General features: G+C 70.4%; 20 protein-coding genes and 1 tRNA gene. 9 read left to right on the forward strand and 12 right to left on the reverse strand.

Going from position 1 to position 22795, the window contains the following annotated elements; all coding sequences use genetic code 11:
* Positions 1 to 230 precede the first annotated feature (230 nt).
* Both K340_RS30495 and K340_RS30500 read right to left on the reverse strand, forming a co-directional pair.
* Positions 231 to 917, reverse strand: coding sequence for an SAF domain-containing protein (locus K340_RS30495; protein WP_051266487.1), 687 nt, complete (start codon positions 915 to 917; stop codon positions 231 to 233).
* A gap of 83 nt (positions 918 to 1000) precedes the next feature.
* Entirely contained in the window at positions 1001 to 2284 is a 1284-nt protein-coding gene (locus tag K340_RS30500; protein ID WP_084614512.1) for a PQQ-dependent sugar dehydrogenase, read from the reverse strand.
* A 49-nt stretch (positions 2285 to 2333) separates the two neighbouring features.
* Between K340_RS30500 and K340_RS0115530 the strand changes: the two genes are divergently transcribed.
* Positions 2334 to 2528: a hypothetical protein gene (locus K340_RS0115530; protein WP_029137384.1), complete on the forward strand. Its 195-nt coding sequence runs from the start codon at positions 2334 to 2336 to the stop codon at positions 2526 to 2528.
* Positions 2529 to 2569: 41 nt separating this feature from the next.
* On the opposite strand, the gene K340_RS0115535 is transcribed toward K340_RS0115530, so the two are convergent.
* Entirely contained in the window at positions 2570 to 3007 is a 438-nt protein-coding gene (locus K340_RS0115535; protein WP_029137385.1) for an FmdB family zinc ribbon protein, read from the reverse strand.
* Between the two features lie 136 nt (positions 3008 to 3143).
* Positions 3144 to 3758 (reverse strand): 5-formyltetrahydrofolate cyclo-ligase, encoded by a 615-nt coding sequence (locus K340_RS30505; protein ID WP_211229466.1) that lies wholly within the window; start codon positions 3756 to 3758, stop codon positions 3144 to 3146.
* A 176-nt stretch (positions 3759 to 3934) separates the two neighbouring features.
* Here K340_RS30505 and glp point away from each other — a divergent pair, with 176 nt between their 5' ends.
* From glp to K340_RS30530, 6 genes are all read left to right on the forward strand, one after another.
* The gene (gene glp, locus K340_RS0115545) at positions 3935 to 5164 is read left to right on the forward strand and encodes a molybdotransferase-like divisome protein Glp (protein ID WP_051266542.1); all 1230 of its coding nucleotides are present in this window, start codon (positions 3935 to 3937) and stop codon (positions 5162 to 5164) included.
* 36 nt (positions 5165 to 5200) lie between these two features.
* On the forward strand, positions 5201 to 5776 hold the full coding sequence (locus K340_RS0115550) for a GNAT family N-acetyltransferase (RefSeq protein WP_245599578.1): 576 nt from the start codon (positions 5201 to 5203) through the stop codon (positions 5774 to 5776).
* A 170-nt stretch (positions 5777 to 5946) separates the two neighbouring features.
* The gene (gene sepX, locus K340_RS34415) at positions 5947 to 7065 is read left to right on the forward strand and encodes a divisome protein SepX/GlpR (protein WP_029137388.1); all 1119 of its coding nucleotides are present in this window, start codon (positions 5947 to 5949) and stop codon (positions 7063 to 7065) included.
* A gap of 8 nt (positions 7066 to 7073) precedes the next feature.
* Positions 7074 to 7853 carry a 2-phosphosulfolactate phosphatase gene (locus tag K340_RS0115560; protein WP_029137389.1) on the forward strand — a complete coding sequence of 260 codons (780 nt, stop codon included), beginning with the start codon at positions 7074 to 7076 and terminating at the stop codon, positions 7851 to 7853.
* A 211-nt stretch (positions 7854 to 8064) separates the two neighbouring features.
* A tRNA-Ala gene (locus K340_RS0115565) sits at positions 8065 to 8140 on the forward strand.
* Positions 8141 to 8431: 291 nt separating this feature from the next.
* A complete protein-coding gene (locus tag K340_RS30530; protein WP_029137390.1) occupies positions 8432 to 9907 on the forward strand; it encodes a PxKF domain-containing protein in 1476 nt (491 codons plus the stop codon).
* Between the two features lie 80 nt (positions 9908 to 9987).
* On the opposite strand, the gene K340_RS0115575 is transcribed toward K340_RS30530, so the two are convergent.
* Positions 9988 to 10860 (reverse strand): oxidoreductase, encoded by an 873-nt coding sequence (locus K340_RS0115575; RefSeq protein WP_051266543.1) that lies wholly within the window; start codon positions 10858 to 10860, stop codon positions 9988 to 9990.
* A gap of 60 nt (positions 10861 to 10920) precedes the next feature.
* On the opposite strand from K340_RS0115575, the gene K340_RS30535 reads away from it, so the two are divergent.
* A complete protein-coding gene (locus tag K340_RS30535) occupies positions 10921 to 11880 on the forward strand; it encodes a LysR family transcriptional regulator (RefSeq protein ID WP_084614513.1) in 960 nt (319 codons plus the stop codon).
* On the opposite strand, the gene K340_RS30540 is transcribed toward K340_RS30535, so the two are convergent.
* A complete protein-coding gene (locus K340_RS30540; RefSeq protein WP_037365040.1) occupies positions 11778 to 13100 on the reverse strand; it encodes a glycosyltransferase in 1323 nt (440 codons plus the stop codon). The two genes, K340_RS30535 and K340_RS30540, sit on opposite strands and share 103 nt — an antisense overlap.
* A 186-nt stretch (positions 13101 to 13286) precedes the next feature.
* On the opposite strand from K340_RS30540, the gene K340_RS30545 reads away from it, so the two are divergent.
* Entirely contained in the window at positions 13287 to 16838 is a 3552-nt protein-coding gene (locus K340_RS30545; protein WP_161632115.1) for a BTAD domain-containing putative transcriptional regulator, read from the forward strand.
* Between the two features lie 47 nt (positions 16839 to 16885).
* Here K340_RS30545 and K340_RS0115600 read toward each other — a convergent pair whose 3' ends face one another.
* From K340_RS0115600 to K340_RS0115625, 6 genes are all read right to left on the reverse strand, one after another.
* Positions 16886 to 18712, reverse strand: a complete 1827-nt coding sequence (locus K340_RS0115600; protein WP_211229467.1) for a lipase family protein — start codon at positions 18710 to 18712, stop codon at positions 16886 to 16888.
* A gap of 75 nt (positions 18713 to 18787) precedes the next feature.
* Complete coding sequence (locus tag K340_RS0115605; RefSeq protein ID WP_154674291.1) at positions 18788 to 19333, reverse strand: hypothetical protein; 546 nt, start codon at positions 19331 to 19333, stop codon at positions 18788 to 18790.
* Between the two features lie 187 nt (positions 19334 to 19520).
* On the reverse strand, positions 19521 to 20780 hold the full coding sequence (locus K340_RS0115610; RefSeq protein ID WP_051266493.1) for an epoxide hydrolase family protein: 1260 nt from the start codon (positions 20778 to 20780) through the stop codon (positions 19521 to 19523).
* 3 nt (positions 20781 to 20783) lie between these two features.
* Complete coding sequence (locus K340_RS30550) at positions 20784 to 21317, reverse strand: MarR family winged helix-turn-helix transcriptional regulator (protein WP_084614515.1); 534 nt, start codon at positions 21315 to 21317, stop codon at positions 20784 to 20786.
* A gap of 62 nt (positions 21318 to 21379) precedes the next feature.
* Positions 21380 to 22126, reverse strand: coding sequence for a 2OG-Fe(II) oxygenase (locus K340_RS0115620; protein WP_051266495.1), 747 nt, complete (start codon positions 22124 to 22126; stop codon positions 21380 to 21382).
* Complete coding sequence (locus K340_RS0115625) at positions 22126 to 22635, reverse strand: methylated-DNA--[protein]-cysteine S-methyltransferase (RefSeq protein ID WP_029137396.1); 510 nt, start codon at positions 22633 to 22635, stop codon at positions 22126 to 22128. The genes K340_RS0115620 and K340_RS0115625 overlap by 1 nt, the downstream gene beginning before the upstream one ends.
* Between the last annotated feature and the right edge of the window lie 160 nt (positions 22636 to 22795).

The following is a 22795-nucleotide window of genomic DNA, read 5'->3' on the forward strand; positions in this document are numbered from 1 at the left end:
GACGGGCTCTCCTTTCTGTGGGGCTCCGCGGGTATCGGAGCCCATTGGGCTGCGGCTCGGAGAGTACACACAAGATGAGAATTAGCTGGGAATTCCGGCTCCGTCGTTCGGCGCGCCCCGCGACCGCCCAGCACGGCGAATCGTGGTCCCTCACCTGCGATCACTACACAGCGCGATCGAGGATGTCACCCCTGCGGGCCTCGGCGTGGTGACCGGCCCGTCTCACCCCATCAGGTGAACCTCACGGCGATGTCGCCGGCGAGCGCCGCCGCCGCCAGCTGATCGGCGTCCGACTCGGGGACCGCGAGGATCGCCAGTCGACCGCTCTCACCTGCCGATACGCCGATCCGGTTGCCGTTCTGGCTCGCCGTCGCGGTGCCGGGCACGGCGAGTACAACAGCGTCGGCCGTCAGCCTTCGGGGTGAACCGCCGTCGTCGACCACCAGGACCGCAACGTGCACCCCGGGTTGCAGCAGTGCAGCGGCCGCCGGGTCGGCCAATCGGATCGGCACCGCCACCCGGCCGGGGCCCGGATCCGGGCCGCCGGTCGCCACCACCGCCGCATCGGTCAGCAGCTCGCCCCGGCGGATCGCGCCGGACAGCGTCCGGCCGCGGGCCGCGGCCCGATCGGTCAGCGCGCCGTCCGGCACGGCCGGCACCGTGCGCAGCTGCAGGTCGTCGTCCCCGAGCACGTCACCGGCGGCCAGATCGTGGCTGACGGCCACCGCCACCACCCCTGGCCGGTCCGATTCGGGCCGGACCAGCGTCACCGCGGCGGCGGCGAGCAGCAGCAGAACCGCCACCGCGCGCCGGACCACCCGGGCCCGCCGGCCGCCCCGCCGGCGGGCCCGGAACGGCCCGGTGAACCGATCGAGTCGTCGCGGCTGGAGAGCGCTGACCTCTCGGTTCTGTGTCATCGGGCGACGGTAGGCCGGGCACAGGGCTACCCGCCGCGCGTCGGCCCAGCGTTGTGGACAGCCTGTGCGGTGTGGACAAGTCGTCAGCCCGGGATCCGCAGGATCCGATCGTCGCCGGGTCGCGGCGAACCGCGGCCGTCGGTGTTGGACGTGGTGAACCACAGTCTGTCGTCCGGCGCCACCACCACCGTGCGGAGCCGGCCGTACTGCTGGGCGAAGTGGGCGATCGGCTCCCCGGTCTGGTTCGGCGCCGCCGCATCCGTGGTCGACGCCGTCCCGGTGATCGGGATCTGCCACAGCGTCTGACCCCGCAGCCCGGCCATCCACACCGAGCCGCGCCAGATCGCGATGCCGCTCGGCGAGGCCTCCGAGGTGGCCCAGACCCGTTGTGGTGACACGTATTTCGGGTCGTTCGTCAGACCCTCGGTGTTCGGCCAGCCGTAGTTGCCGCCGGCCCTGATCAGATTGAGTTCGTCCCAGGTGTTCTGCCCGAACTCGGCCGCCCACAGCCGGCCCGCGGAATCGAAGGCCAGCCCCTGCACGTTGCGGTGCCCGTAGCTGTAGACCAGCGGAGCCTGTGGGAACGGGTTGCCGTCGGCTCCCGTGCCGTCCGGGTTCAGTCGCAGGATCTTGCCGCCGAGGTAGCTCAGATCCTGTGCGCCGGAGGGGTTCCCGGCGTCGCCGACGCCGACGTACAACAGTTTGTCGGGTCCGAAGATGATCCGACCGCCGTCGTGGTTGGCGGCCCTCGGTAGCCCGGTCACGATGTCGTGCTGGGCGGAGACGCTGCCGTCGGTCAGCGTCAACGCGGCGATCCGGTTGTCGTTGTCGGCGGTGTAGTAGACGAAGACCGTGTGATCGGTCGGGTAGCCGGGGGAGACCGCCAGGCCGAGCAGCCCGGCCTCGCCGCCGGGGCTCACCCCGTCCACCCGGCCGGCGTCGGTGGTGTCGCCGTTCTCTCGCACAGCGGTGATGGTGGCGTCGTCTCGGCTGGTCACCAGCGCGGTGCCGTCGGGCAGGAAGTCGATGCCCCACGGCGTGGACAGGCCGGTCACCAGGTCGGCCGCGGTCAGCTCGGCCGGCACCGGCCGGGCCGACGACGGCGGCGTCGCTGTTGACGAGGAACCGACGGGCGGCGACGGCTCGCCGGATGCCGCCGATGACGGCGCTGTTGTTGTCGGGGTCGACGTCGGGGCTGCCGATGATGGCACTGCCGATGACGTCGGGGGTGTGGTCACGCCGCCGGATGAGGTGGCGCCGGTGGTCGACGGCGCGGGGGTCGGTGACGGGCCGGTGGCCGGCGTACCGCAGCCGCCCACCAACAGCAGGCAGCCGATCGCCAACTGCCCCGCCGCTCGTCGCGCCATACCCCAGTGTGCCGGATCGGCTCGGGGCGGGCTGGTTCACACTGGGTGGATGAGCAAGAAGAAGCCGGACCCCCTGCTGCTGACTGCGATCCTGGCGCTACATGTTGCGGTGTGCGCCCTGACCTGGCGCGACCTGAGTCGCCGCCCCGCGGAACGGGTGCGCGGCAGCAAGCAGGTCTGGCGCGTCGCCAGTGCATTGAACACGGGTAACTCGGCCGCCTACTGGCTGTTCGGCCGGAAATAGCGTCGCACCGCCCGCGGCCGGTGGCCCGGCCGTGGATTCGGTCAGGCCGGAACCGCGGACGTCGACGACTTCTTCGAACCGGCAGCTGACGACGACGAGCCGGACTTCGAGGACGATGCGCCGGAAGCGCCACCGGCCGAGGAACCGCTGCCGGAAGTGCCACTTGCCGAAGTACCGCTGCCGGAAGTACCGCTGCCGGACGAACCGCCGTCGGACGAGCTACCCGACTTCTCGGAGGGCTTGGAGGCCTTCTCGGCGGAGTTCTCCGACTTCGCGCCACCGTCGCCGGGCGCGACGGGCCCGCCGCGGGAGTCGGTGCGGTAGAAGCCGCTGCCCTTGAAGACGACGCCGATCGAGCCGTAGACCTTGCGCAGCGAACCCGCGCACTCGGGGCAGACGGTCAACGAATCGTCGGTGAACTTCTGCACTGCCTCGAAGCGGTGTTCGCAAGCGGTACAGGCGTACTGGTAAGTGGGCACACGGACCTCCAACGGCCAAGCTCAGCGTTGGCACTCTACCTGCAAGATTGCCAATTCAACACGTTCCAACGCAACTGACGGCTGCGCTGTTCCGCGTCGGGTGTGACGAAGAAATCAGCGGGTCACCCGGCGGTGATCACCCGGAGCCGATCACCCGGCGCACGCCGGCGCCCGGGGTCACCACCGCCGTCACCGGCACGTCGAACGGCTCGGCCGGCAGCTCGTCGACCCACTCGTCGTCGAAGATCACCGCGATCGACTCCCCCCGAGCGCCGCCGAGCGTGCGGTCGTAGTGCCCGCCGCCCCGCCCCAGTCGGACGCCGTTGGCGTCCACCAGCAGGGCCGGCACCAGTACCGCGACGGCGTCGGCCACCGCGTCGATCCCGAGCAACTCACCGACCGGCTCCTGGATGCCGAAGTCCCCGGTGCGTGACTCGCCGGAGTACTCGGCCCAGTTCAGCGCGGCCCCGGCGGACGCCACCGGCAGCAGCACCCGGAAGCCGGCTGTGGCCAATCGGGACGGCAGCCGCGGATCCAGCGGTTCGCTCGGCAGCGGGAGATAGCCGGCGATCACCCCGCCCGCGGCCGGTTGCGCCGATCCGGTCAGGTAGGCCATCAGGTGCTCGGCGATCGCTGCCCGGGCGGCCGCGATGTGCTCAGGCGACCTGGCCCGCCGGCGGGCCACCGCCATCCGCCGCTGCTCGGCCTTCGCCGCCGTCGTCGAGGCCGCCCTCGAATGGTGATGGGACACCCGGACACGGTAGAACCGATCGGGACACCGCGGGTCCGTCCATCCTTGCGCGCCGCAGCAGATAGCGTGGGTTTCCGACGAGCCTGTCGGCGAAAGCAGTCCGGCGGACGCCGTCAGCCAAACCAGTCAGCCGAACCAGTCGTGGCCCAGACCCGGAGGTGACCGAACCCGTGCCGATGCGTTCCGTCGCCGAACAACTGGACATGGTGCTGGCTCCGGCCGTGACCCCGCCGCCGGTCCGGGTGGCCATCTCGGAGGCGCAGGGCCTGCTCTGTGCCGAGGAGGTGGTCGCGTCATCGGCGCTGCCCGCCTTCGACCAGGCCGCCGTCGACGGCTACGCGGTCCGGTCCATCGACGTCCGGCAGGCCTCGACCAGCGTGCCGGTGTCGCTGCCGGTGGTCGGCGAGATCGCCGCCGGGTCCCGGTCTGCGCACCGCCTGCAGCCCGGCCAGACCGTCTACGTCGACACCGGGGCGCCGCTGCCGACGATCGCCGATGCGGTGGTCCCGCTGTCCGCCGGTCGGCCGGCCGGCGCCAGGGTCGACATCACCAGGTCGGTCGGCTCCGGCGACTACGTCCGGCGCACCGGCGAGGACGTGCAGCCCGGGGACGTCGCGGTCCGGTCCGGCGCCTTCATCGGCGCCGCCCAGGTCGGGCTGTTGGCTGCCGTCGGGCGGGACAAGGTGCTGGTGCACCCCAAACCGCGGGTGACGATCGTCTCGGTCGGCGACGAGCTGGTCGACGTCTCCCGTACCCCGGGACCCGGACAGGTCTACGACGTCAACTCGTTCGCGTTGGCCGCGGCCGCCCGGGATGCGGGCGCGGACGTCACCAGGGTCGGCATCGTCGACGACGACCCGCGGCGGCTGGCCGAGCTGGTCGAGGGCCGGCTGCTGGTGTCCGAGATGCTGGTGATCGCCGGCGGCGCCGGCGGCCGGCATGCCGAGCGGGTCGGCGAGGCGTTGTCCGAACTCGGCAGCATCGATCGCACCCGGGTCGCCATGCAGCCGGGGTCCACCCAGGCGTTCGGGCTGCTCGGCGGTGGCAATCACAAGGTGCCGGTGTTCCTGCTGCCGGCGAATCCGGTGTCGTCCCTGGTGGTCTTCGAGGTGATCGTCCGGCCGGTCATCCGGGTGATGCTGGGGCGCCGCAACCCTTATCGACGCACTATCACCGCCCGCACGCTCGCTCCGATCAGTTCGCCGGCCGGTCGCCGGCAGTTCCTCCGCGGCCAGCTGATGCGCGATGACGACGACGAATACCTGGTGCACATCCTGGGTGCCGGCGGCACCCATCTGTTGGCCTCGCTGGCCGAGGCGAACTGCCTGGTGCTGATCGACGAGGACACCACCGAGCTGCCCACCGGCGTCGAGGTGACGGTGTCGTTCCTGGCGCAGCGCCCGTAATCCACCATGGTCGTGCGGACGGGAGGTCTCGGGCCGGTGCCCAGCCGGGCAGGCGAGGTGGCGCTGCGTCCGCTGCTGCGGTCGGACGCGGATGCCTGGCGCAGCATCAGGATCCGTGACGAGCAGTTCCTGCGGCCGTGGGACGTGACCAGCGCGCTGAGCTGGGAGAGGCGTCATACCCGGGGTGAATGGCGACGTCATCGCACCCAGCTGCGGGCCGCGGCGGTGCGGCGGGAGGCGATCGCGTTCGCGATCGTGGTGGACGAGAAGTTCGCCGGCCAGGTGACCTTCGGCGGCATCCAGCGTGGGGCGTTGCGATCGGGCTGGGTCGGTTACTGGGTCGACTCGGAGCTGTTCGGGCACGGGGTGGCGACCGCGGCGGTGGCGCTGGCCGTCGACCACGCCTTCGGCGCCGAGGGGCTGCACCGGGTGGAGGCGACCATCGCGCCGGCGAACGTGGCGAGCCAGAAGGTGGTCGCCCACCTCCGTTTCCGGCAGGAGGGACTGCTCCGGCGGTACCTGGACATCGACGGCGGGTGGCGCGATCATCTGTTGTTCGCCCTCACCGCCGACGAGGTCCCCGGTGGCCTGGTGGCCATGCTCCAGGCGTAGGCCTCCGCGTGTCTGCGTGGTCGGTGGGGCTCGTGTGACTAGCGTGACCAGAGGGCAGTGGTGTCACTCTTCCGGCCGATGCGTTGAGCGTCGACCCGTCGGCGTTCGTGCGCTTCGGTGGACACCCCGCCCGATCCGGCCGGACGCGAGCACGAGAGGAGCAGGGGAAGATGCCCAACCTGCCCACATCCCTGATCCTTGTTCTACTGGCTGTCGCCTGGTTGTGGGTATTGGTGCCGATGTTCGCCCGCAGCCGCGAGGCCGTGCCGGAGACCGACGACGGCGCGGCGGGTTTCCGGGTGCTGCGCCGCGCGGCCCGGCTGCGCCGGCCCAGGGTGCACCGACGACACGACTCCGACGAGGAGGACGATCTCGTGGCTGACGACCACTTCGACGCCGCTGCCGACGACCGGTATGACGACGACTTCGCCGACGAGAACGACGATGCTGACGGCGATCTGGTGGAGGCGCTGGTCGATCGCGACGACGACTTCGCCGATGAGGACTTCGCCGGCGAGGACTTCGATGACGACTTCGCCGGCCAGCAGCTCACCGAGGAAGACTTCGATCGCGATGTCCGCCACGACGTTCGCCACGACGTTCGGCGCGCGGTCGGCGCGGCTGACGTCGCCGCCGACGATCACGAGTACGACGCGGCGGACGAGTGGGAATCCGCGCACACCGCGTCGATGGCCGAGCCGCATCGCCGGCGGCCGGCGCAGCGTGCGAGCGCGCCCGCCGGATCACCGGCGCACCGGCCCGGGCGCGGTGGTTTCGACCCGGAGCACGACGCGGCCACCGCGGCGTTCCGGTACCGCCGCCGCCGGTTCGTCACCCTGTTGCTGGTGCTGCTGACCGGCGGACTGGTTGCCGGCGCGATGGTCGGGATCAGCGACAAGCTGTGGATCGGCGCCGCCGTCACCGGGCTGGTGCTGGTCGGCTACCTGACTTATCTGAGCCGTCAGGTGCGGATCGAGCGGGAGATCTCCGCGCGCCGGCGTGCCAGGATGCAGCGGGCCCTGCAGATCCGGCCGGCCGCCCGTCGCGAGGCTGATCCGGTGTCCCCGTACCGGTCCGATCGGTCGGCGGCCGCACGCCCGGCGCCCCATCGCTCTCGCCCGGCGGCCGCCGGCCACGGCCCCGCGCGGCGGCCGGCCGCCCGGTCGTCGCAGCTACCACCGATGCACCGCAAGGTCGGCACCGTCGTGGATCTGGACGACGACGATCCGGCGTTCGACGACCTGGACCACTACGAACCCGTCGTCTACCGGCGTGCCGCGGGCCAGTGACATCTCGGGTGGGCCGTTCGGGACCGACGGCGGGGGAGCCGTACGCACAGACCTCCGCCTCGGTCCGCTTCGACTGGGGCCTGCAGGGCGCGATCGCCATCTCCGAAGGCGCCGATGTCGTTGTCGTGGTGGATGTTCTGTCGTTCACCACAGCGTTGTCGGTGGCGGTCGAGGCCGGCATCGAGGTGTACCCGTACCGCTTCCGCGATGCCTCTGCGGCGAGCTTCGCGGCGTCCAAACAGGCGGTGCTGGCGGTCGGCCGGAGTGAGGCGGGGTCGGCCGGGGTGAGCCTGTCGCCGTTGTCGATCAGGTCGGCCCTGCAGCCCGGCGGCGCGCTGGCGCAACGCGGCCGGCTGGTGTTGCCGTCGCCCAACGGGTCGGCCATCTCACGGGCGCTGTCCGAGCGCGGGGCGACCGTGGTCGGGGCGTGCCTGCGCAATGCGCCCGCGGTGGCGCTCTGGGTGCAGCGGCATGCGGCCGGTTCGCCGATCGCGGTGGTGGCGGCCGGCGAACGGTGGCCGGGTGACGTGCTGCGACCGGCAGTCGAGGATCTGTGGGGGGCGGGCGCCGTGCTCAACGCGCTGGGTGGGCTGCCGTCACCCGAGGCGCAGGCGGCCATCGCCGCCTACCGGACGGCGCAGCGGACCCTGCCCGGGTCGCTGGCGGCCTGCGCGTCCGGCCGGGAGCTGATCGCCGACGGCCACGGTGACGAGATCGCCCTGGCCGCCGAGTTCGGCACCTCGGTCGCCGTCCCGGTGCTGCAGGGCGAGTGCTACCGCGCCGCCTGAACACGACCGGGTCCTGCCGGCGGGTGGTTGGATCGCTTGCGGCGGGGAGGAACTCTCCGAGTCGGCGGCGCCGTTATCGGTGGACGGTGTGCGGCGGGGAGGAACGCCCCGAGTCGGCGGGATGGCCCCGATCCGGCGGGTCACGCGAGTGGAATCTGGACCCGGCGGGGCTGATATCCTTACCGTGCGTTCGCCCCGGCGGGCGTGGCAAGGGGCTGTAGCGCAGTTGGTAGCGCGCTTCGTTCGCATCGAAGAGGTCAGGGGTTCGATTCCCCTCAGCTCCACCAAGGTATGGAGGACCGGACACGCTTTTCGTCCGGTCCTCCATACGTTATTTGGCGCCGGGATCGATTCTCCTCAGCTCCACCGTGTGATGAGTCGCGACGTGCTTGTCAGATGAGTCGCGTCGTGCTTGTCAGCGCGAGGACCCTGAGCGGGCGACCTGCCCGACAAATTGGGAGCTAGGTCCGACGCGCGCAGGGTCGGTGTGATGGTCTTGTTGCCACATGACCCTCAAACGTCGCCGCAGGCGCGGCAATCCAATGGCCTCCGCATCGACGCGCGGAGCCGTTCGTTCCGTGAACACGGATTCATGGCGAGCCGGACGGCGCGTCGTCACGCTGCTCGCCGCCGTCACGCTGGCCTTCAGCGGCCTATTCGTCGTCCCAAGCGCGGCCGCCGCAGCGGTGCTGCCCTCGATCACCTCGGTGTACTTCTCCGGAGATCCGTCATCTCCGACGGTCACGGTGAACGGTTCCGGGTTCGGAACGGTGTCTGCTCTCGGGGCGGTTCAGGATCCGGCGACGTACGGCGCGAACTGCGGGGGCAACCTCGGCGGCAACTATGGTGCGAACTTCTATCTGGATGACACGTTGACGGCGGAGGGGTGGACGGCGGGGGCGGGTCAGCCTCGTGCGTCCGACTGGATCGGGGTGGTGATCTCGTCCTACTCGGACGACAAGATCGTCTTCTCGTTGGGTTCGTGTTATCCGACGTACGGGACGTTGGCACCCGGTGATCCGTTCACCATGCATGTGATCGGCGCCAGCTTCTCCGGAACCGTCCTATACCCGGCGATCAGCTCGGTGTCGGTCTCTGGAAGCCCTTCCTCTCCGACGGTCACGGTGAACGGTTCCGGGTTCGGAACGGTGTCTGCTCTCGGTGCGGTTCAGGATCCGGCGACGTACGGCGCGAACTGCGGGGGCAACCTCGGCGGCAACTATGGTGCGAACTTCTATCTGGATGACACGTTGACGGCGGAGGGGTGGACGGCGGGGGCGGGTCAGCCTCGTGCGTCCGACTGGATCGGGGTGGTGATCTCGTCCTACTCGGACGACAAGATCGTCTTCTCGTTGGGTTCGTGCTATCCGACGTACGGGACGTTGGCACCCGGTGACCCGTTCACCATGCATGTGATCGGAGCCAGCTTCTCGGGCACCGTCGCCTATCCGCCCAGGCCGCCTGCGGCGACGATCTCCTCGCCGGCCGTCGGGAAGACGTACACCGTCGGAGAGTCGGTGCCGACCAGCTTCTCCTGCGCAGAAGGGGTCTACGGCCCCGGGCTCTCCGGCTGCACCGATTCCAACGGCTCGAACTCGCCGGGCATGCTGGACACCTCGACGGTGGGCAGCCACACCTACACGGTGATCGCCACGAGCCAGGACGGCCTGGTCGGCACAACGACCATCAACTACTCCGTCGCCTATCGGCTCGACGGCTTCCTGCCTCCGGTCGCGAACCCGCCGGTCGTCAATGAAGGGCACGCCGGACGCACCTACCCCTTGAAGTGGCGGTTGGCCGACGCTGCCGGCGCGCACATCAGCACGCTGAGCGCCATCGGCTCAGTCAGGTACCAGTCCATCTCGTGCGCATCGCTCGGCTCCGCCAGCAGCGACCTGCCGGCGACCAGCTCCGGCGGGACAAGCCTGCGCTACGACATGACGGCCGAGCAGTACATCTACAACTGGGCGACTCCCGGTTCCCCTGGTTGCTACCGGGTGAACCTCACCCTCAACTCGGGCCAGGTGGTCAGCGCCAACTTCAGCCTCAGCTGACAGCCCTCGCCGCTGCGTTGCATCTGGCTGCCGGGCGACAGCACGTCTGACGCGAACGGGCCCCGGCTGCCTGGGTCAGGTCACCGAAGCGACGGCGTTTTCCCGAATGCGGTATCGCGGGCGATCTTCTCCCAGGCGGTGAGGTCGGTGCGGATGGTGTCGAGGTGGGCCGCGATGGCATCAACCGCGTCGCTTCCGAGTGGCAGGCGTAGCGGGGCGTCGTCGGATTCGAGCACGGCCAGGATCACCCTGGCTGCCTTGGCGGGGTCGCCGGGCTGCGTGCCGTCGGCGGTCCGCACCATGTCGCGGGTGGGCCCCACCGAGTCCGAGTAGGTCTCGGTGGTCGGGCTATGGCTGCCGTGCGCAAACAGTCCGGTGCGGAACGAGCCGGGCTCGACGATCAGCACCGTGATCCCGAACGGTCTGACCTCGTCGGCCAACGCTTCAGAGAGTCCCTCCAGCGCGAACTTGCTGGCGCTGTAGGCCGAGAAGCCGGCGAAAGACAGCTGGCCGCCCATGCTGCTGATCTGCACGATCGTTCCCGACCGGCGCGAACGCATGTGCGGCAGGACGGCCCGGACCAGCGCGGCGGGACCGAACAGGTGGACGTCGAGCAGCGACCGCAGCTCGGCGTCGCTGGTCTCCTCGACGGCACCGACGTGGGTGCGACCGGCGTTGTTGACCAGCACGTCGATGCGCCCATGCCGCTCCACCGCGGCATCCACGACCGCGTCGATCCGGGTCGCGTCAGTGACGTCGAGCTGGACGGCATCGACCCGATCGGGATGCTCGGCCACCAGGTCTTCGAGTGCGCAGCGGCGCCGCGCGGTGGCCACCACGACATCACCCGCCGCGATCGCCGCCTGCGCGATGGCCCGCCCGAAGCCGCTGCCGGCGCCGGTCACGAGCCAGACACGGCGCCCAGGCGGGCTCTGGTCCTGCGTCCGTTCCATCAGATCAGCGTCGGCGCGGACCGGATGGCTGTCCAATACCTGGTGTGATAGCCATTGGTGATGGATGTCCATCTGCGGGACCTGCGGTACTTCGTCGCAGTGGCCGAGGAACTTCACTTCACCCGCGCGTCCGAGCGTCTCTACATCTCCCAACCCGCCCTGTCCAAGCAGGTCAGCATGCTGGAGCGAACACTCGGATCGGAGCTCTTCGAGCGGCGCCGGCGCGACGTGCGGCTCACGCCGGCGGGAGAGGCGTTACTCCCACACGCTCGACGCCTGATCGCCGAATGGGACCTCGCCACTGCGGCGGTCGAGCGGATCCGGACCGAACGACGCTCGACGCTGGTGGTCGGGATGAGCACCAGCCCCGGGCGAGACGGGCTCCTGTCTGCGATCCACCACCGGTTCACCCGGCAACATCCCGACACCACCCTCACTCTCCGGCAGGTCAGCTGGCTCGACTCGACAGCGGGTCTGGCCGCGGACGAGAGCGACGTGGCATTCGTCTGGCTGCCCATGCCGACCCCGAGCCGGTACGTGTGGACCGTGCTGGTCGAAGAACCCTGCCTGGTGGCGATGTCGGACCAGCATCCGCTCGCCGCTCGAGAGACGATCGCCTTCGACGAACTGGCCGACGAACCGTTCCTCGCGCTCCCCAAGAGCGCCGGGCCGTTGCGCGACTATTGGCTCGGCACCGCCCATCGCCATGGCACGGAACCGATCGTCGCCGCCGAAATCACGTCCCCGGACGAGACCTACGAATTCCTGGTCGACGGCCGCGGCATGTGCCTGATCGCCAGCGGCAACGCACCGTCACTGACCCGCGGCGGAGTCGTGACGCGGCCCGTCACCGGCCTACCGCCCTCCCGGCTCGGCCTCGCCTGGCGCAAGGACAGACATCACCCGCTGACCGCCAGCTACGCCGACTGCGCCCGGGCGGCTGTTGCGTCCGCCGTCCGGTCCGCCACCGCCAACACGTGCGCCGCGGCCCGCTCGGTGGCGTCGCTGTACCTGGCGTAGGCCTTCATCAATCGGCGAGCGCATTCGCGGTAGCTGTCGGTCCCCAGGACCGTGCCGACGGCCGCCGTCAGCTGTGCAACCGAAGGCGTGTCGGTGTCCAGCGTCAGGCCGGCGCCCGACCAGCGGACCCGCCCGCTCACCTCCATCTTGTCCTCGGTGGTGCCGGCAACGATCAGCGGAACGCCGTGCGCCAGCGCCATCTGGACGCCGCCCCAGCCGCCGTTGGTGATCATCAGGTCGGTCATCGGCAACAGCTCGGTGAACGGGACGAAGGCCTCCAGCCGCAGGTTGGCCGGGCGTTGATCGACCGGCAGCACGACGGCGGGGTCGTACCCGGCGGTGGTACCGACCACCAGCGCGTCGTCACCGGCGAGCGCGCGCACGCTGGGCAGCACCAGGTTGTTCGGGTCGGTGGCGATGGTGCCCTGGGTGACCAGCACGACCGGCCGCCCGGCGGCGCGGGCCGTCGCGACATCGCCCCACCAGGACGGCAGGGCCGGTCGCTCGCCCGGCTCCGGCAGCATCGGTCCCACGAAGCTGACATTGGCCGGCAGGTCGCGACGCGGGTACTCGATCTCCGGGATGCTCACCGACAGGTAACGCTCGGCGACGCGGACTCCCCAGTCCATGAAGTAGTCCGACAGCGCGGGCAGTCCCGCCTCCCGCCGCAGCCGCTCCGCCAGTTGTTGACCTTCACCGAAGACGACCTTCTTCATCATCGCGTTCAGCAGCCGGTTGCGCAGCCGACCCACCGCGTCGGTGGCCGGTGGCTTGCCCAGACCGAACGGCGCCGTGTCGACGCTGGTGATGCCCAGCGGCAAGATCGCCACCACCACACTGCCGATGCCGCGCTGTTCGCCGGCCAGCGGCCCGGCCATGAAGCCCTGCTCGGCGACGATGACCTCCGGTGCGAACTCGTCGAAAACCGCGGCGAGATCGGCCATGTGCTGCGGAATCGGCAGGATGAACACGTCCCGGATGTCGGCGCGCAGTTGCTTGAGCCCGGTGCCGGCCGGGCGCTCGTACAGCCGGGCGTCGTCCCAGTCCAGCTCGAGCGCATAGGGCTGGAAGCGGGCGCCGGTGCGCTCGACCGCCGGACCGTACTTGCGGCCGGTGTACCAGAGCACGTCGTGACCGTCGGCGACGAGTCGGGCGGCCAACGGTGCCAGCGGCTGCAGGTGGCCGGCCATCGGCATGGTGGTGATCAGAATGCGGGTCATTGAAACTCCTGGGACGGACGTTCGGCCCGATGGACCGAGCCGGTGTTCGACCAGCAGACCCACCGTCGCTTGGAGCCCACTGGGGAACGACTGGGACGCCCGGATGTCCAGCCCTGGATCTCCAGCCCCGGATGTCCCGACCACGATGTGCTGACCGGATCGCGGTGCCGGATTTACGCTGTTCCGGTGCAGGTCAGGGTGCTCGGGCCGATCGAGGTGCGGGACGGTGCGCGCCCGCTCGAGTTGGGCGGCATCAAACAGCGGACCCTGCTCGCCCTGCTGCTCGTCGCCGGGGGCTCCGCGCTGCCGATCGACCGGTTGATCGACCAGCTCTGGGGTGACGAACCGCCGGCCAAGGTGATGGCGTCGGTGCAGAGCTACGTCGCCAACCTGCGCCGCGAGCTGGAACCACACCGGCCGCCCCGGACCCGGCCGACGATGCTGGTGACCCGCGGCGCCGGCTACGAGTTGCTGTTGCCGCCCGGCTCCGTCGACGCCGACCGGTTCGTCGCGCTGGTGCACCAGGCGAACGCCGCTCGACCGGATGAGGCGATCGCTGTCGTCGACGGCGCACTGGCGCTCTGGCGCGGCGCCGCCTACCACGGGCTTGCCGCCACTGCCACCGCTGTCACGGCGGAGGCGGCCCGGCTCACCGAGCTGCGGTGGACCGCCGTCGAGTATCGGTGGCAGCTCGAATCGGACCTGGGTGCGCACCACAGGGCGGTCGGTGAACTGGAGAAAGTCGTAGCCGAGCAACCATTTCGCGAACGCGCCTGGGGGCTGCTGGCGATCGCGCACTATCGCGCGCAGCGCCAGGGTGAGGCGCTGTCCACGCTCCGGCGGGCGCGCGCCCTGCTGGCCGATCGGCTGGGCGTCGACCCGGGCCCGGCGCTGCGCGCCGTCGAGGCCGCAGTCCTTGCACAGGACGACGGGACGTTGCTGGCCGCCGGCGGCCGGCAGCCGGATGCCTTCGATGGGGCTACGGTCGCCGTCATCCCCGTTCCGGCCTCGCCCCCGGCGGACACGAGCGGAGCGATGGAGGGCGACCAGTTGGTCGGTCGCAACCCGGACCTGGCCGCCATCGATGCGGCCGTCCGGGATGCCGCTGACGGACATGGCCGGCTGCTGCTGATCACCGGCCCGGCGGGGATCGGCAAGTCCCTGCTGGCGGAAACCGCCGTCGGGGCGGCGGCGGCCGGCGGTGCGACCACCGTCCGGGGTGCGTGGGACGCCGAGGGTGACGCGCCGCCGTTGTGGGCGTGGAGCGAAGTGGTCTGCGGATTGCGAAGCGGGCCGCCGAACCCGATATCGGACGGCCGCGATGACGGCCTCGATGACGACCTGGCCCCACTCGGCGCCCGAGCCGCCGGTGCACGGTCGGGCACGGCCGGACTCGACCGGCCGGTGGACACAGGGTCTGCCGTCTTCCGGCTCGCGACCGCGATGATCGCCTTGCTCGGGGACGCCGGACGGATGTCCGCGCGGCCGATCGTCATCCTGCTCGAAGACCTGCAGTGGGCGGACGCCGACAGCTGCCGGCTGCTCCGCCGCATCGCGGCTGCCCTGCCGAAACTGCCGGTGGCGCTACTGATCACGATCCGCGATCCGGAACTGGTGGACGACGGCCCGTTCACCCAGACGATGGCTGCGTTGGCGCGCTGCCGTCCGACCAGGATCGCCCTATCAGGATTGGCTCCGGATGCGCTGGCCGAGTTCGCCGAGCGGCGGTGTGGCATCCGCCCGGATCAACGGGTGATCGACATCATCGCCGAGCGGACCGACGGGAATCCGTTCGCCGCCGGAGAGCTGCTCGACCTCTTGGTCGCGCGGGGGGCTGTGACCGACCCGGCGGCTGCCGCGGACACGACGGTTCCCGATGGCGTCATCGACATGGTGCGTGGCCGTCTGCAGGTACTCGGCCCGGATGCCCTGCAGCTGTTGGAGGCGGCGTCGGTGATGGGCCGACACTTCTCGGTCGACGTGCTGCGGCAGGCGATCGGGCTGCCACCGGATCGGTTGGACAAGGCCATCGACGATGCTCGGCAAGCCGGGCTGATCGTCACTCCGCGTGAGCGCCAAAGGTTCTCGCACGCGCTGATTTCGGAGACCATCTATCAACGGCTGGCGCCAGCGGGCCGGGCCGGGTGGCACGAACGGATCGGCGACGCGATGCTCGAACTGCGGGCGACCGGTGACGAGCACGCAGCCGAACTCGCCCGACACTTTCGAGCGTCCGAGCCGCACCGCGCTCCGGATGCCGTGCGGTGGTGCTGTCGGGCGGCCGAAGTCGCCGCCGCCAGGGCTGCCGACGAGGAGGCGGCACGGTGGTATGCGGCGGCCGACGAGGCGGCCGGGAATCCGGCGACGGCCTGGTCGCAGCACTACCGGATCCAGCTCGGGTTGGCGACGGCGCACCGCCGGCTGGGTCGGGAAAGGCAGGCCTGGCAGGCAGTTCGGTCGGCCGCCGAGCTTGCCCTGGCGGCCGGCGAACCGGTCGCCGCGGCCGAAGCGCTGGTGGTGATGACGCTCGAGACGATCTGGATCTGGCGGGACTACGGGACCTATCTACCGACCGCCGTCGAGCTGTTCACCCGAGTGCTGCAGGCGCTGCCCGCCGATCGGGACATGTTGCGGGCCAGACTGTCCGGCGCGCTGGCCGTCGAGACCTACTACCTGCCGGACGATCCGGGCCGCAGCGTCGCCCTGGCCACCGACGCCATCCGGATCGCGCGACGGGTCGGTACCCCCGAGGAACTGTTGGATGCACTGCTGTTGGCGCACGCCGCCTTAGAGCGGCCCGAACTGGCAGAACTGCGGCTGGCCGTGGTGACCGAGGCGGTGGCGCTGGCCGAGCGTCTCGGTGATCGGACCCGGTCGGCCCGGGCGCTGTGCAGCCGCGGGTGTGATCGGGTCGGCCTCGGCCGCATCGCCGAGGGCCGCGCCGACCTTGGCCGGGCCTGGGAGCTTGCCGAGCAGCAAGGTGCTGTCCCGGTGATGGTGGTGATCGGCTGGGCCAGGGCGCTGCTGACGACCATCTCCGGCGACTTCGCCGCCGGTGCGGCCGCAGACGTTCGGACGGCTGACTTCTACCGGCTCGTCGAGATGACCGGCGCGGACCTGTCCGTGCTGCACGACTGGACCCGAGGCTGGCTGCAGGGCCGGCCGCACACGGTGGAACCGTTGCTGCGCAACGCCGTTGCCAGTACGCCGTCGACCGGGCTCCGCGAGCTGCAGGCATTGACCCTGGCAATCAGCGGCCGGCTCCAGGAGGCGAGGATGGTGGTCGGTCCATGGAGCGAACAACAGTCACCGCCGGCGGATTACCTCTGGCTCCCGCTGATGGTGGGACGGGCCAGACTCTGGTCGGCACTCGGTGATCGGAAAGCCATCGCCGAGCTGCGCGGCCGGCTCGAGCCCTATGCCGGCCAACTGGTGTTCGGTGGCACGGGAGTGATCTACCTGGGGCTGGTCGACGAGGCGCTCGGCGCGCTGGCGGCCGCCGCCGGCGAATTCGACGCCGCGGTCGACCATTTGCGTCACTGCGTCGACCGGTACCAAGCCGTTGGCCTGCGTCCCTCGGTGGTGTTCGCCGCCAGTCTGTTGGCGGAAGTGTTGCGGCAGCGCGGACTGTCCGCCGACCGCGACGAGGCAGCAACCCTGGAACAGCGCGCCCGCGAACTCGCCATCGAACTGGACATCGATCTGCCCGTCCCGGCAGCCCGGTCGGCCGGCGACTGACCGCCGCGGGACCGATCGCGGCCGCCGACGGCTCCGGGCCGGGACGATCAACCGCAGGTGCCGGTGGCCGGTTCGCCCGCCAGCCGGGCACTGGTCCATTTCTCCAGCTGAAGACTCAACGGCGATCCGGTCTCTAGAATGCTCATGTGCGTCCCGGCCGGATAGCCGTGAAGTTCGATCTCCGCGCCGTCCGCGCACTCGTCGGAGACGTACCGCTGGGTGATCCGGAACGGGATCACCTCGTCCGCCTCGCCCTGCCCGACGAACAGCGGCGCCGACCACGGGCCGGTCGGGATGTTCGCCGTCAGCCGAGTCCCGAACGGCCCGGCCAGCGCACCGGCCCGGACGATCGGCTGGTCCCGCGCGATGGCCAGCCCGGCCAGGATGGTCACCAGGGTGCCGCCCTCACCGGTGCAGCGGGCCGCGGCCTCCCGGACGATGGTCCGCGCCGATGGCGCGATCACCTGGTCGAAGTCCAGATCGGAGTAGTAGCGGGTATAGGCGCCGATGACGAACGACACCGCCAGACTGGCCCCGAAGGAGTCGGGGTGCGCCAGCACGGTGGCCGCCATCGCCATCGGATCGCTGGCCGGCGACAACGCTGCGGTGCCGACCACGTTGAGTTCCGGCGCATAGCTCGCCGCCAGTTGCCCGGCCCAGAGCGCCGCATGTCCGCCCTGCGAATGCCCCCAGATCACCGTCCGGTCGGCGATGCGCACGCCCGGAACCTGTCGGGCCGCGCGCGCGGCGTCCAGCACCGAGCGCCCCTCGCCCTGGCCGATCAGATACGGGAAGTTGCCATCGGTGCCCATCCCCGGGTAGTCGGTGGCCACCATCGCCCAGCCGTTGCGGGCCAGCGAATCCATTGCCGGCATGCCGGTTTCGCTGATCGCGTTGCGGCCGATGCTCGGCGCGCAGCCCCGCGTCACGCCGACCGTCCCGTGCGCCCAGCTGATCAGCGGCGCCGGCTCGCTGGCCCCGGTCGGCACCGCCAGCACACCGCTGGCCGGGATGGCGGTCCCGTCCGCGTCGGTGGTGACGTAGAGCAGCCGGTAGCCGGCCAGCCCGGCCGGTAGGTCACCGTCGTAGGGCTCGAATTTCAACAGCTTCCCCGGTGAGTTCGGCAGGTCGGCGGGTGCGTCGTAGAACGCGTCGGCGACCGGGATGCCGTCCCGGAACCGGGCACTCACCAACAGGGTGACGGCGGCCAGGGCGAGCACCAGCACCGCGCCGGTCCAGCGCAGCCCGAGCAGCCACCGGGACCGCCGGCCGGGCGTGCTGGCCGGCCCGACCCCGCGTAGCCGAGCGAGCAGGCCCCGCCCGATCAGCGATACCCCGAACAGTACGGTCCGGCCGCCGAACAGGATGGCGATGACGATCAGGGTCGCGTCCGGCCAGACCAATGCCAGCACGCCGAAGGCGATCTCGGCGAGCCCGAACACGGCGCCCAGCCAGCTTTCGGCCGACCGGTCGCGGAACAGCCGCAGCAGCGCCAGAACACCCGACACCAGCAGCATGCCGGCGACCAGCGGACCGAGCACATCGGCGCTGCGGCCCACCCAGACCAGTACGGCGACACCGACCAGGATCCAGGCCGACCCGGCGACCAGCGCGGCAGCGCTGCCGCGCCGGTCCGCCGGCCCCTCCGGTGCCGGTGCGGACAGCAGGTCGCCGACGCCGGAGATCACACAGCTGACGCCGACGTACCAGCCGAGCACGCCCAGCGCGGTCAGCGGGCGGGTCAGCAGGAACAGCCCGAGCCCGACCAGCAGCAGCCCGACGACGACGGTGAGCCACCACGGCGCCCGGCGCATCAGCCTCGGGACTGCCCGGACCCGTTGCGACAGTGCCGATGGCTGCTGATCTGTGCTCACCACCCTCACCATAGGGGCGCTCCCGGTCCGGGGCTGCTTGGCGAGCTCCGGGCAAGGCCATCGGTGACGGGTCGGTCAGTCCTTGCAGTCGTCCACGATGGTGCCGATCACTCCGCCGACCGCGCCGCCGATCGCGCCGCCCAACGGGCCGAACCCGGACCCGATGATCGCGCCGGCGCCGCCCAGGATCGCCTGGTAATTGCGGTTGCTCTTGGCATAGACCACACCGGGGACGCCGTCCGGGTTCTCCACCACCTCGTAAGAGCCGACCGCGCCGGCCGCGAGCGCCAGAGCCACCGGCCCGGTTCCGCCGTCGGCCAGCATCCGGTCGTACATCCGGCTCACCTCGAGATAGCCGGCGGTGGCGTCGGCCCGGTCGTGCTCATCGTTCGACGCCGAACTCTTCGAGCTCGCGCTGCGCAGACCGACCTGGTGCATCTTGCCGAGGGTTTCCCGCTCGACCTGGGTGATCAGGCCACGGCGCTCCAATTCGTCGTACATCAGCGTGGTGGCCGCCGCCCGATCTCCCTTCGCTTCCCGCATCATCCGGCGCGCTTCGGCGAGCGCTGCCCGCTGCAGGTCCGGGATACCGGCAACCGGTATGGCTGTGAACTCGTTCATGTCCGTCACCTTCCGTGCGGATCGGGAGCCCTCGACGGGGCATGTTTCCTCGAAGAGAGCGTCCATCCGCCGGGGGATACCTGTTCGGCAGGAGTCGACGAGTTTTCCGAGACCGTGGACGCACCGCCCGTTCGCGACAAAGGGTCTACGTCGAGCGGCGCGCTCGTGCAGCACGACCTCGACACCGTCAGCGGCGCCCGCGGAAGGTTCGCCTGAGGTCGTCGATCCATTCGTCGGGTATCTCCCATGGAATGAAGTGCCCGCCGTGATCGTGCGCCGTCACGTTGACGTGGTGGTACCAGTCGGCGCGATCACTGGCCAGGAAGTTCTGCACCCGCTGCTCGGCGGTGCGCACCCCGGGCGGGTTCTCGAATCCGACGAAGGTGATGCCGGTCGGCGCCTGCACCTGCGGCCGGCGGTCGTGCGAGGGTGCCCACGGATAGCGGTTGTTGTTGGCGTAGGTGCGGATCGAGGTGTCGATAGCGTTCCCGGCCCAGTAAATGGTGGCGTTGGTGAGCAGATCGTCCCTGCTGAAGACGGACTCGACGTCGCCGCCGCTGTCCGACCAACTGGTCCAGCGCTCCAGGATCCAGGCAAGCATGCCGGCCGGGGAGTCGGCCAGCGCGAAGCCGAGGGTGCTGGGATCGAGCATCTGCGCCGCCAGGTGGACGGCGAACCTCTTCTGCGTCCCGATCGCCTGTGCTCGAACGTCCGACGGAATATCTTGCGGGAGTGGCTGTCCGCCACCGATGTTCCAGGCCAGGTCGCCGTTGAAGAAGTCCAGCTTCAGCGCTGATCCGATGTGGATCCCGTGCAGTTCGTCGGCGTACTTGTGCCCCAGCTGGCCGGTCACCAGGGCACCGACATCGCAGCCGGCGGCCGCGTACCTGTCGAACCCGAGCACGCCCGTCATCAACTGGTGCCAGGTGTCGGCGATCTTCCAGAAGTTCAGATCCGGGCGGGTCAACGGCGTGGAGAAGCCGAAGCCGGGCAGCGACGGGACGATGACGTCGAAGGCGTCGGCGGGATCACCGCCGTGGGCGGCGGGATCGGCCAACGGCTCGATCACCTTCGACCAGTGCCAGAACGTCCACGGCCAGCCGTGGCTCAGGATCAGCGGGACCGGGTTCGGTCCGACCCCGGCCTTGTACATGAAATGGACTGGGACGTCGTCGATCTCGACCCGAAAGTGCGCGTAGGCGTTCATCGCCCGTTCCGCGGCCCGCCAGTCGTAGCCGTCCGTCCAGTACTCGACGAGCGGCTGCAGGTAGCTGCGCCGCACCCCGTAGAACGCGTCGTCGTTGCCGACGTCCAGCGGCCATTTGGTGGTGAGCAACCGCCGGCGCAGGTCCTCGAGCACGTCGTCCGGGACGTGGATCGGTGTGGTTGCCAACGGCAGCGCGCGGGGGGCCTCGGCCGGTGTGGCGGCCGCGGATCGTTCGGACATTCGTCAGACTCCCTTGCTGTCGGCCGCGACGCTGCGCGCGGAAGTCGGTGCGGCACCATCGTTCCCGAGTTCCTTGGCGATCTCGACCAGGCGCACCAGCACCCGGGTGGTGTCGGTCAGGACGGCGCGCTCGTCGTCGTCGAGCCGGTCCACCAGGCGACCGAGGCTGGTGATCCGGTCGCGGTGCCGGGACCGCACGATCTGCCGGCCATCGGCGGTCAGCGAGAGCAGTACCGCTCGTCCGTCCGTCGGGTCGGGTCCCCGCACCAGTAGCCCGTCGGCCGCCAAGCGATTGACCAGGCTGGAGATGGCCGGTTGCTTGAGCTGCTCGGTGGCCAGCAGGTCCGTCAGCCGGAGCGGGCCACTGCGGTCCAGGGTGTGCAGCACCGAGAGCGCAGAGAAATTGAGCCGACGGACCGACGGGAGCCGGATGAAGATCGAGTTGAAGTCTTCGATCGCCCGGGTCAGTCGGGGCAGATCCGGCGGGTCTGCCGGATCTGCCGGATCCGGTCGGTCTAGGGCACGACGGGAAGCCATTGGAAAACTATATCAACAATCGATGTAGATGCGACGCAGGGTAACGGTTCGCCGGAGGCCGGTCAGGCCGCATCGTGAAAGACCAGAGCCAGCGTGTGCCGCACCCCGGAGCGGATCGCCGACACTCCGTGCCGAACCGGGGCGGCCGACCATCCGCGCGCCGATCGCACCGGACGATCCCTGGTGGTGAACAGGTAGCCGTGGCCGTGCGGGAGCAGGGTGGCGGTGCCGCGGGACTGCGCCCGTGGCCGTTGCTCCACCAGCAGGAACTCCCCGCCGGTGTGGTCAACGCCCGGTTCGTTCAGGTTGATCACCACCTGCAGCGGGAAGACCAGATCGCCGTAGAGGTCGCGGTGCAGGGCATTCCAGTCGTTGGCCCCGTACTTGAGCAGGATGGCCGTCGACTTCGTCTGTCCGGCCGCATGGCACTGCTGCAGCCATTCATCCAGGGTGTCCGGCCAGGCCGCAGCTCGCCCGAGTTTGTCCCACCAGTCCCTGGCGATCGGCAGCAGCCGCGGGTACAGCGACTGCTTGAGGCGTTCGATCGGCTCTGGGTAGGGCGTCGCGAAGTATCGGTACTCGCCCTGCCCGAAGCGATGCCGGCCCATATCGACGGTGCTGCGGAACCTGACGTCGTCGTCATACAGCTCGCGGATCTCCCGGGTCTCCGGAGCGGTCAGCAACTGTGGCAGCACGGCTCCGCCGTAGGCGTTGAGCTCGTCGGTGATCGCAGTCCAGTCGCCGTGGTCCACCCGCTGCCGCCACCGATCCGGGGCCGACGCGGGTCCGGTGCTGATCCTGTCGGTCATCAGAACAGTCGCCCAGCGCCGACCGCAGCCGGCGCTTCGAGTTCGAGCAGGAACGCCTTGCGGTGCAGGCCGCCGGCGTAGCCGGTGAGCCGTCCGTCCGCGCCGACCACCCGGTGGCAGGGGATGACGACGGACAGCGGGTTCCGGCCGACCGCCTGCCCGACCCGCCGGGCCTGCCTGGCGTCACCCAGTTCAGCGGCCAGCTTTCCGTAGCTCGTCGTGGTGCCGTAGGGGATGTCGCGGAGCAACTGCCAGACGCGTTGGTCGAACGGGTCGCCGTCGGTGCGGATCGGCAGATCGAATTCGCTACGTGCTCCGTCCAGGTAGTCGCGCAGTTGGCGCGCGGCCTCGGCGAACAGTGGATCGTGTTGTGCCACCACCGCCCGGCCGAATGCGGCGCGTTCCGGCCGGTGCCGGTGGCCGGGAAAGTAGAGCCCGGTCAGCGCGTCGCCGTCGGCGACCAAGGTCAGCACGCCCAGTCGGCTGTCGATCAACGTCTGTCGCTTCATCTGGTTCTCCTGTCGTGGGATTCACCGGGTAGACGCCGGCCGGTGGCCGAACGTGAGGCGACTTTCGTCGGGTCGCTGCCAGGGCGGCAGCCGGGCCCGTTGCCGGGCGCGATGGGGGGGCTGGGAGCCGGCCGCTAACCTCCGGGGATGACCATGGATC

The sequence above is a fragment of the Nakamurella lactea DSM 19367 genome, from assembly GCF_000426645.1.
Lineage (GTDB): Bacteria > Actinomycetota > Actinomycetes > Mycobacteriales > Nakamurellaceae > Nakamurella > Nakamurella lactea.

Coding starts and splice junctions, on each gene's coding strand:
- K340_RS30500 (WP_084614512.1), bottom strand. CDS start 2,284: ATGGCGCGACGAGCGGCGGGGCAGTTGGCGATCGGCTGCCTGCTGTTG.
- K340_RS0115605 (WP_154674291.1), bottom strand. CDS start 19,333: ATGAACGAGTTCACAGCCATACCGGTTGCCGGTATCCCGGACCTGCAG.
- K340_RS30495 (WP_051266487.1), bottom strand. CDS start 917: ATGACACAGAACCGAGAGGTCAGCGCTCTCCAGCCGCGACGACTCGAT.
- K340_RS30535 (WP_084614513.1), top strand. CDS start 10,921: ATGGATGTCCATCTGCGGGACCTGCGGTACTTCGTCGCAGTGGCCGAG.
- K340_RS0115620 (WP_051266495.1), bottom strand. CDS start 22,126: ATGACCGACAGGATCAGCACCGGACCCGCGTCGGCCCCGGATCGGTGG.
- K340_RS0115575 (WP_051266543.1), bottom strand. CDS start 10,860: ATGGAACGGACGCAGGACCAGAGCCCGCCTGGGCGCCGTGTCTGGCTC.
- K340_RS0115625 (WP_029137396.1), bottom strand. CDS start 22,635: ATGAAGCGACAGACGTTGATCGACAGCCGACTGGGCGTGCTGACCTTG.
- K340_RS0115530 (WP_029137384.1), top strand. CDS start 2,334: ATGAGCAAGAAGAAGCCGGACCCCCTGCTGCTGACTGCGATCCTGGCG.
- K340_RS0115610 (WP_051266493.1), bottom strand. CDS start 20,780: ATGTCCGAACGATCCGCGGCCGCCACACCGGCCGAGGCCCCCCGCGCG.
- K340_RS30540 (WP_037365040.1), bottom strand. CDS start 13,100: ATGACCCGCATTCTGATCACCACCATGCCGATGGCCGGCCACCTGCAG.
- K340_RS30550 (WP_084614515.1), bottom strand. CDS start 21,317: ATGGCTTCCCGTCGTGCCCTAGACCGACCGGATCCGGCAGATCCGGCA.
- glp (WP_051266542.1), top strand. CDS start 3,935: ATGCGTTCCGTCGCCGAACAACTGGACATGGTGCTGGCTCCGGCCGTG.
- sepX (WP_029137388.1), top strand. CDS start 5,947: ATGCCCAACCTGCCCACATCCCTGATCCTTGTTCTACTGGCTGTCGCC.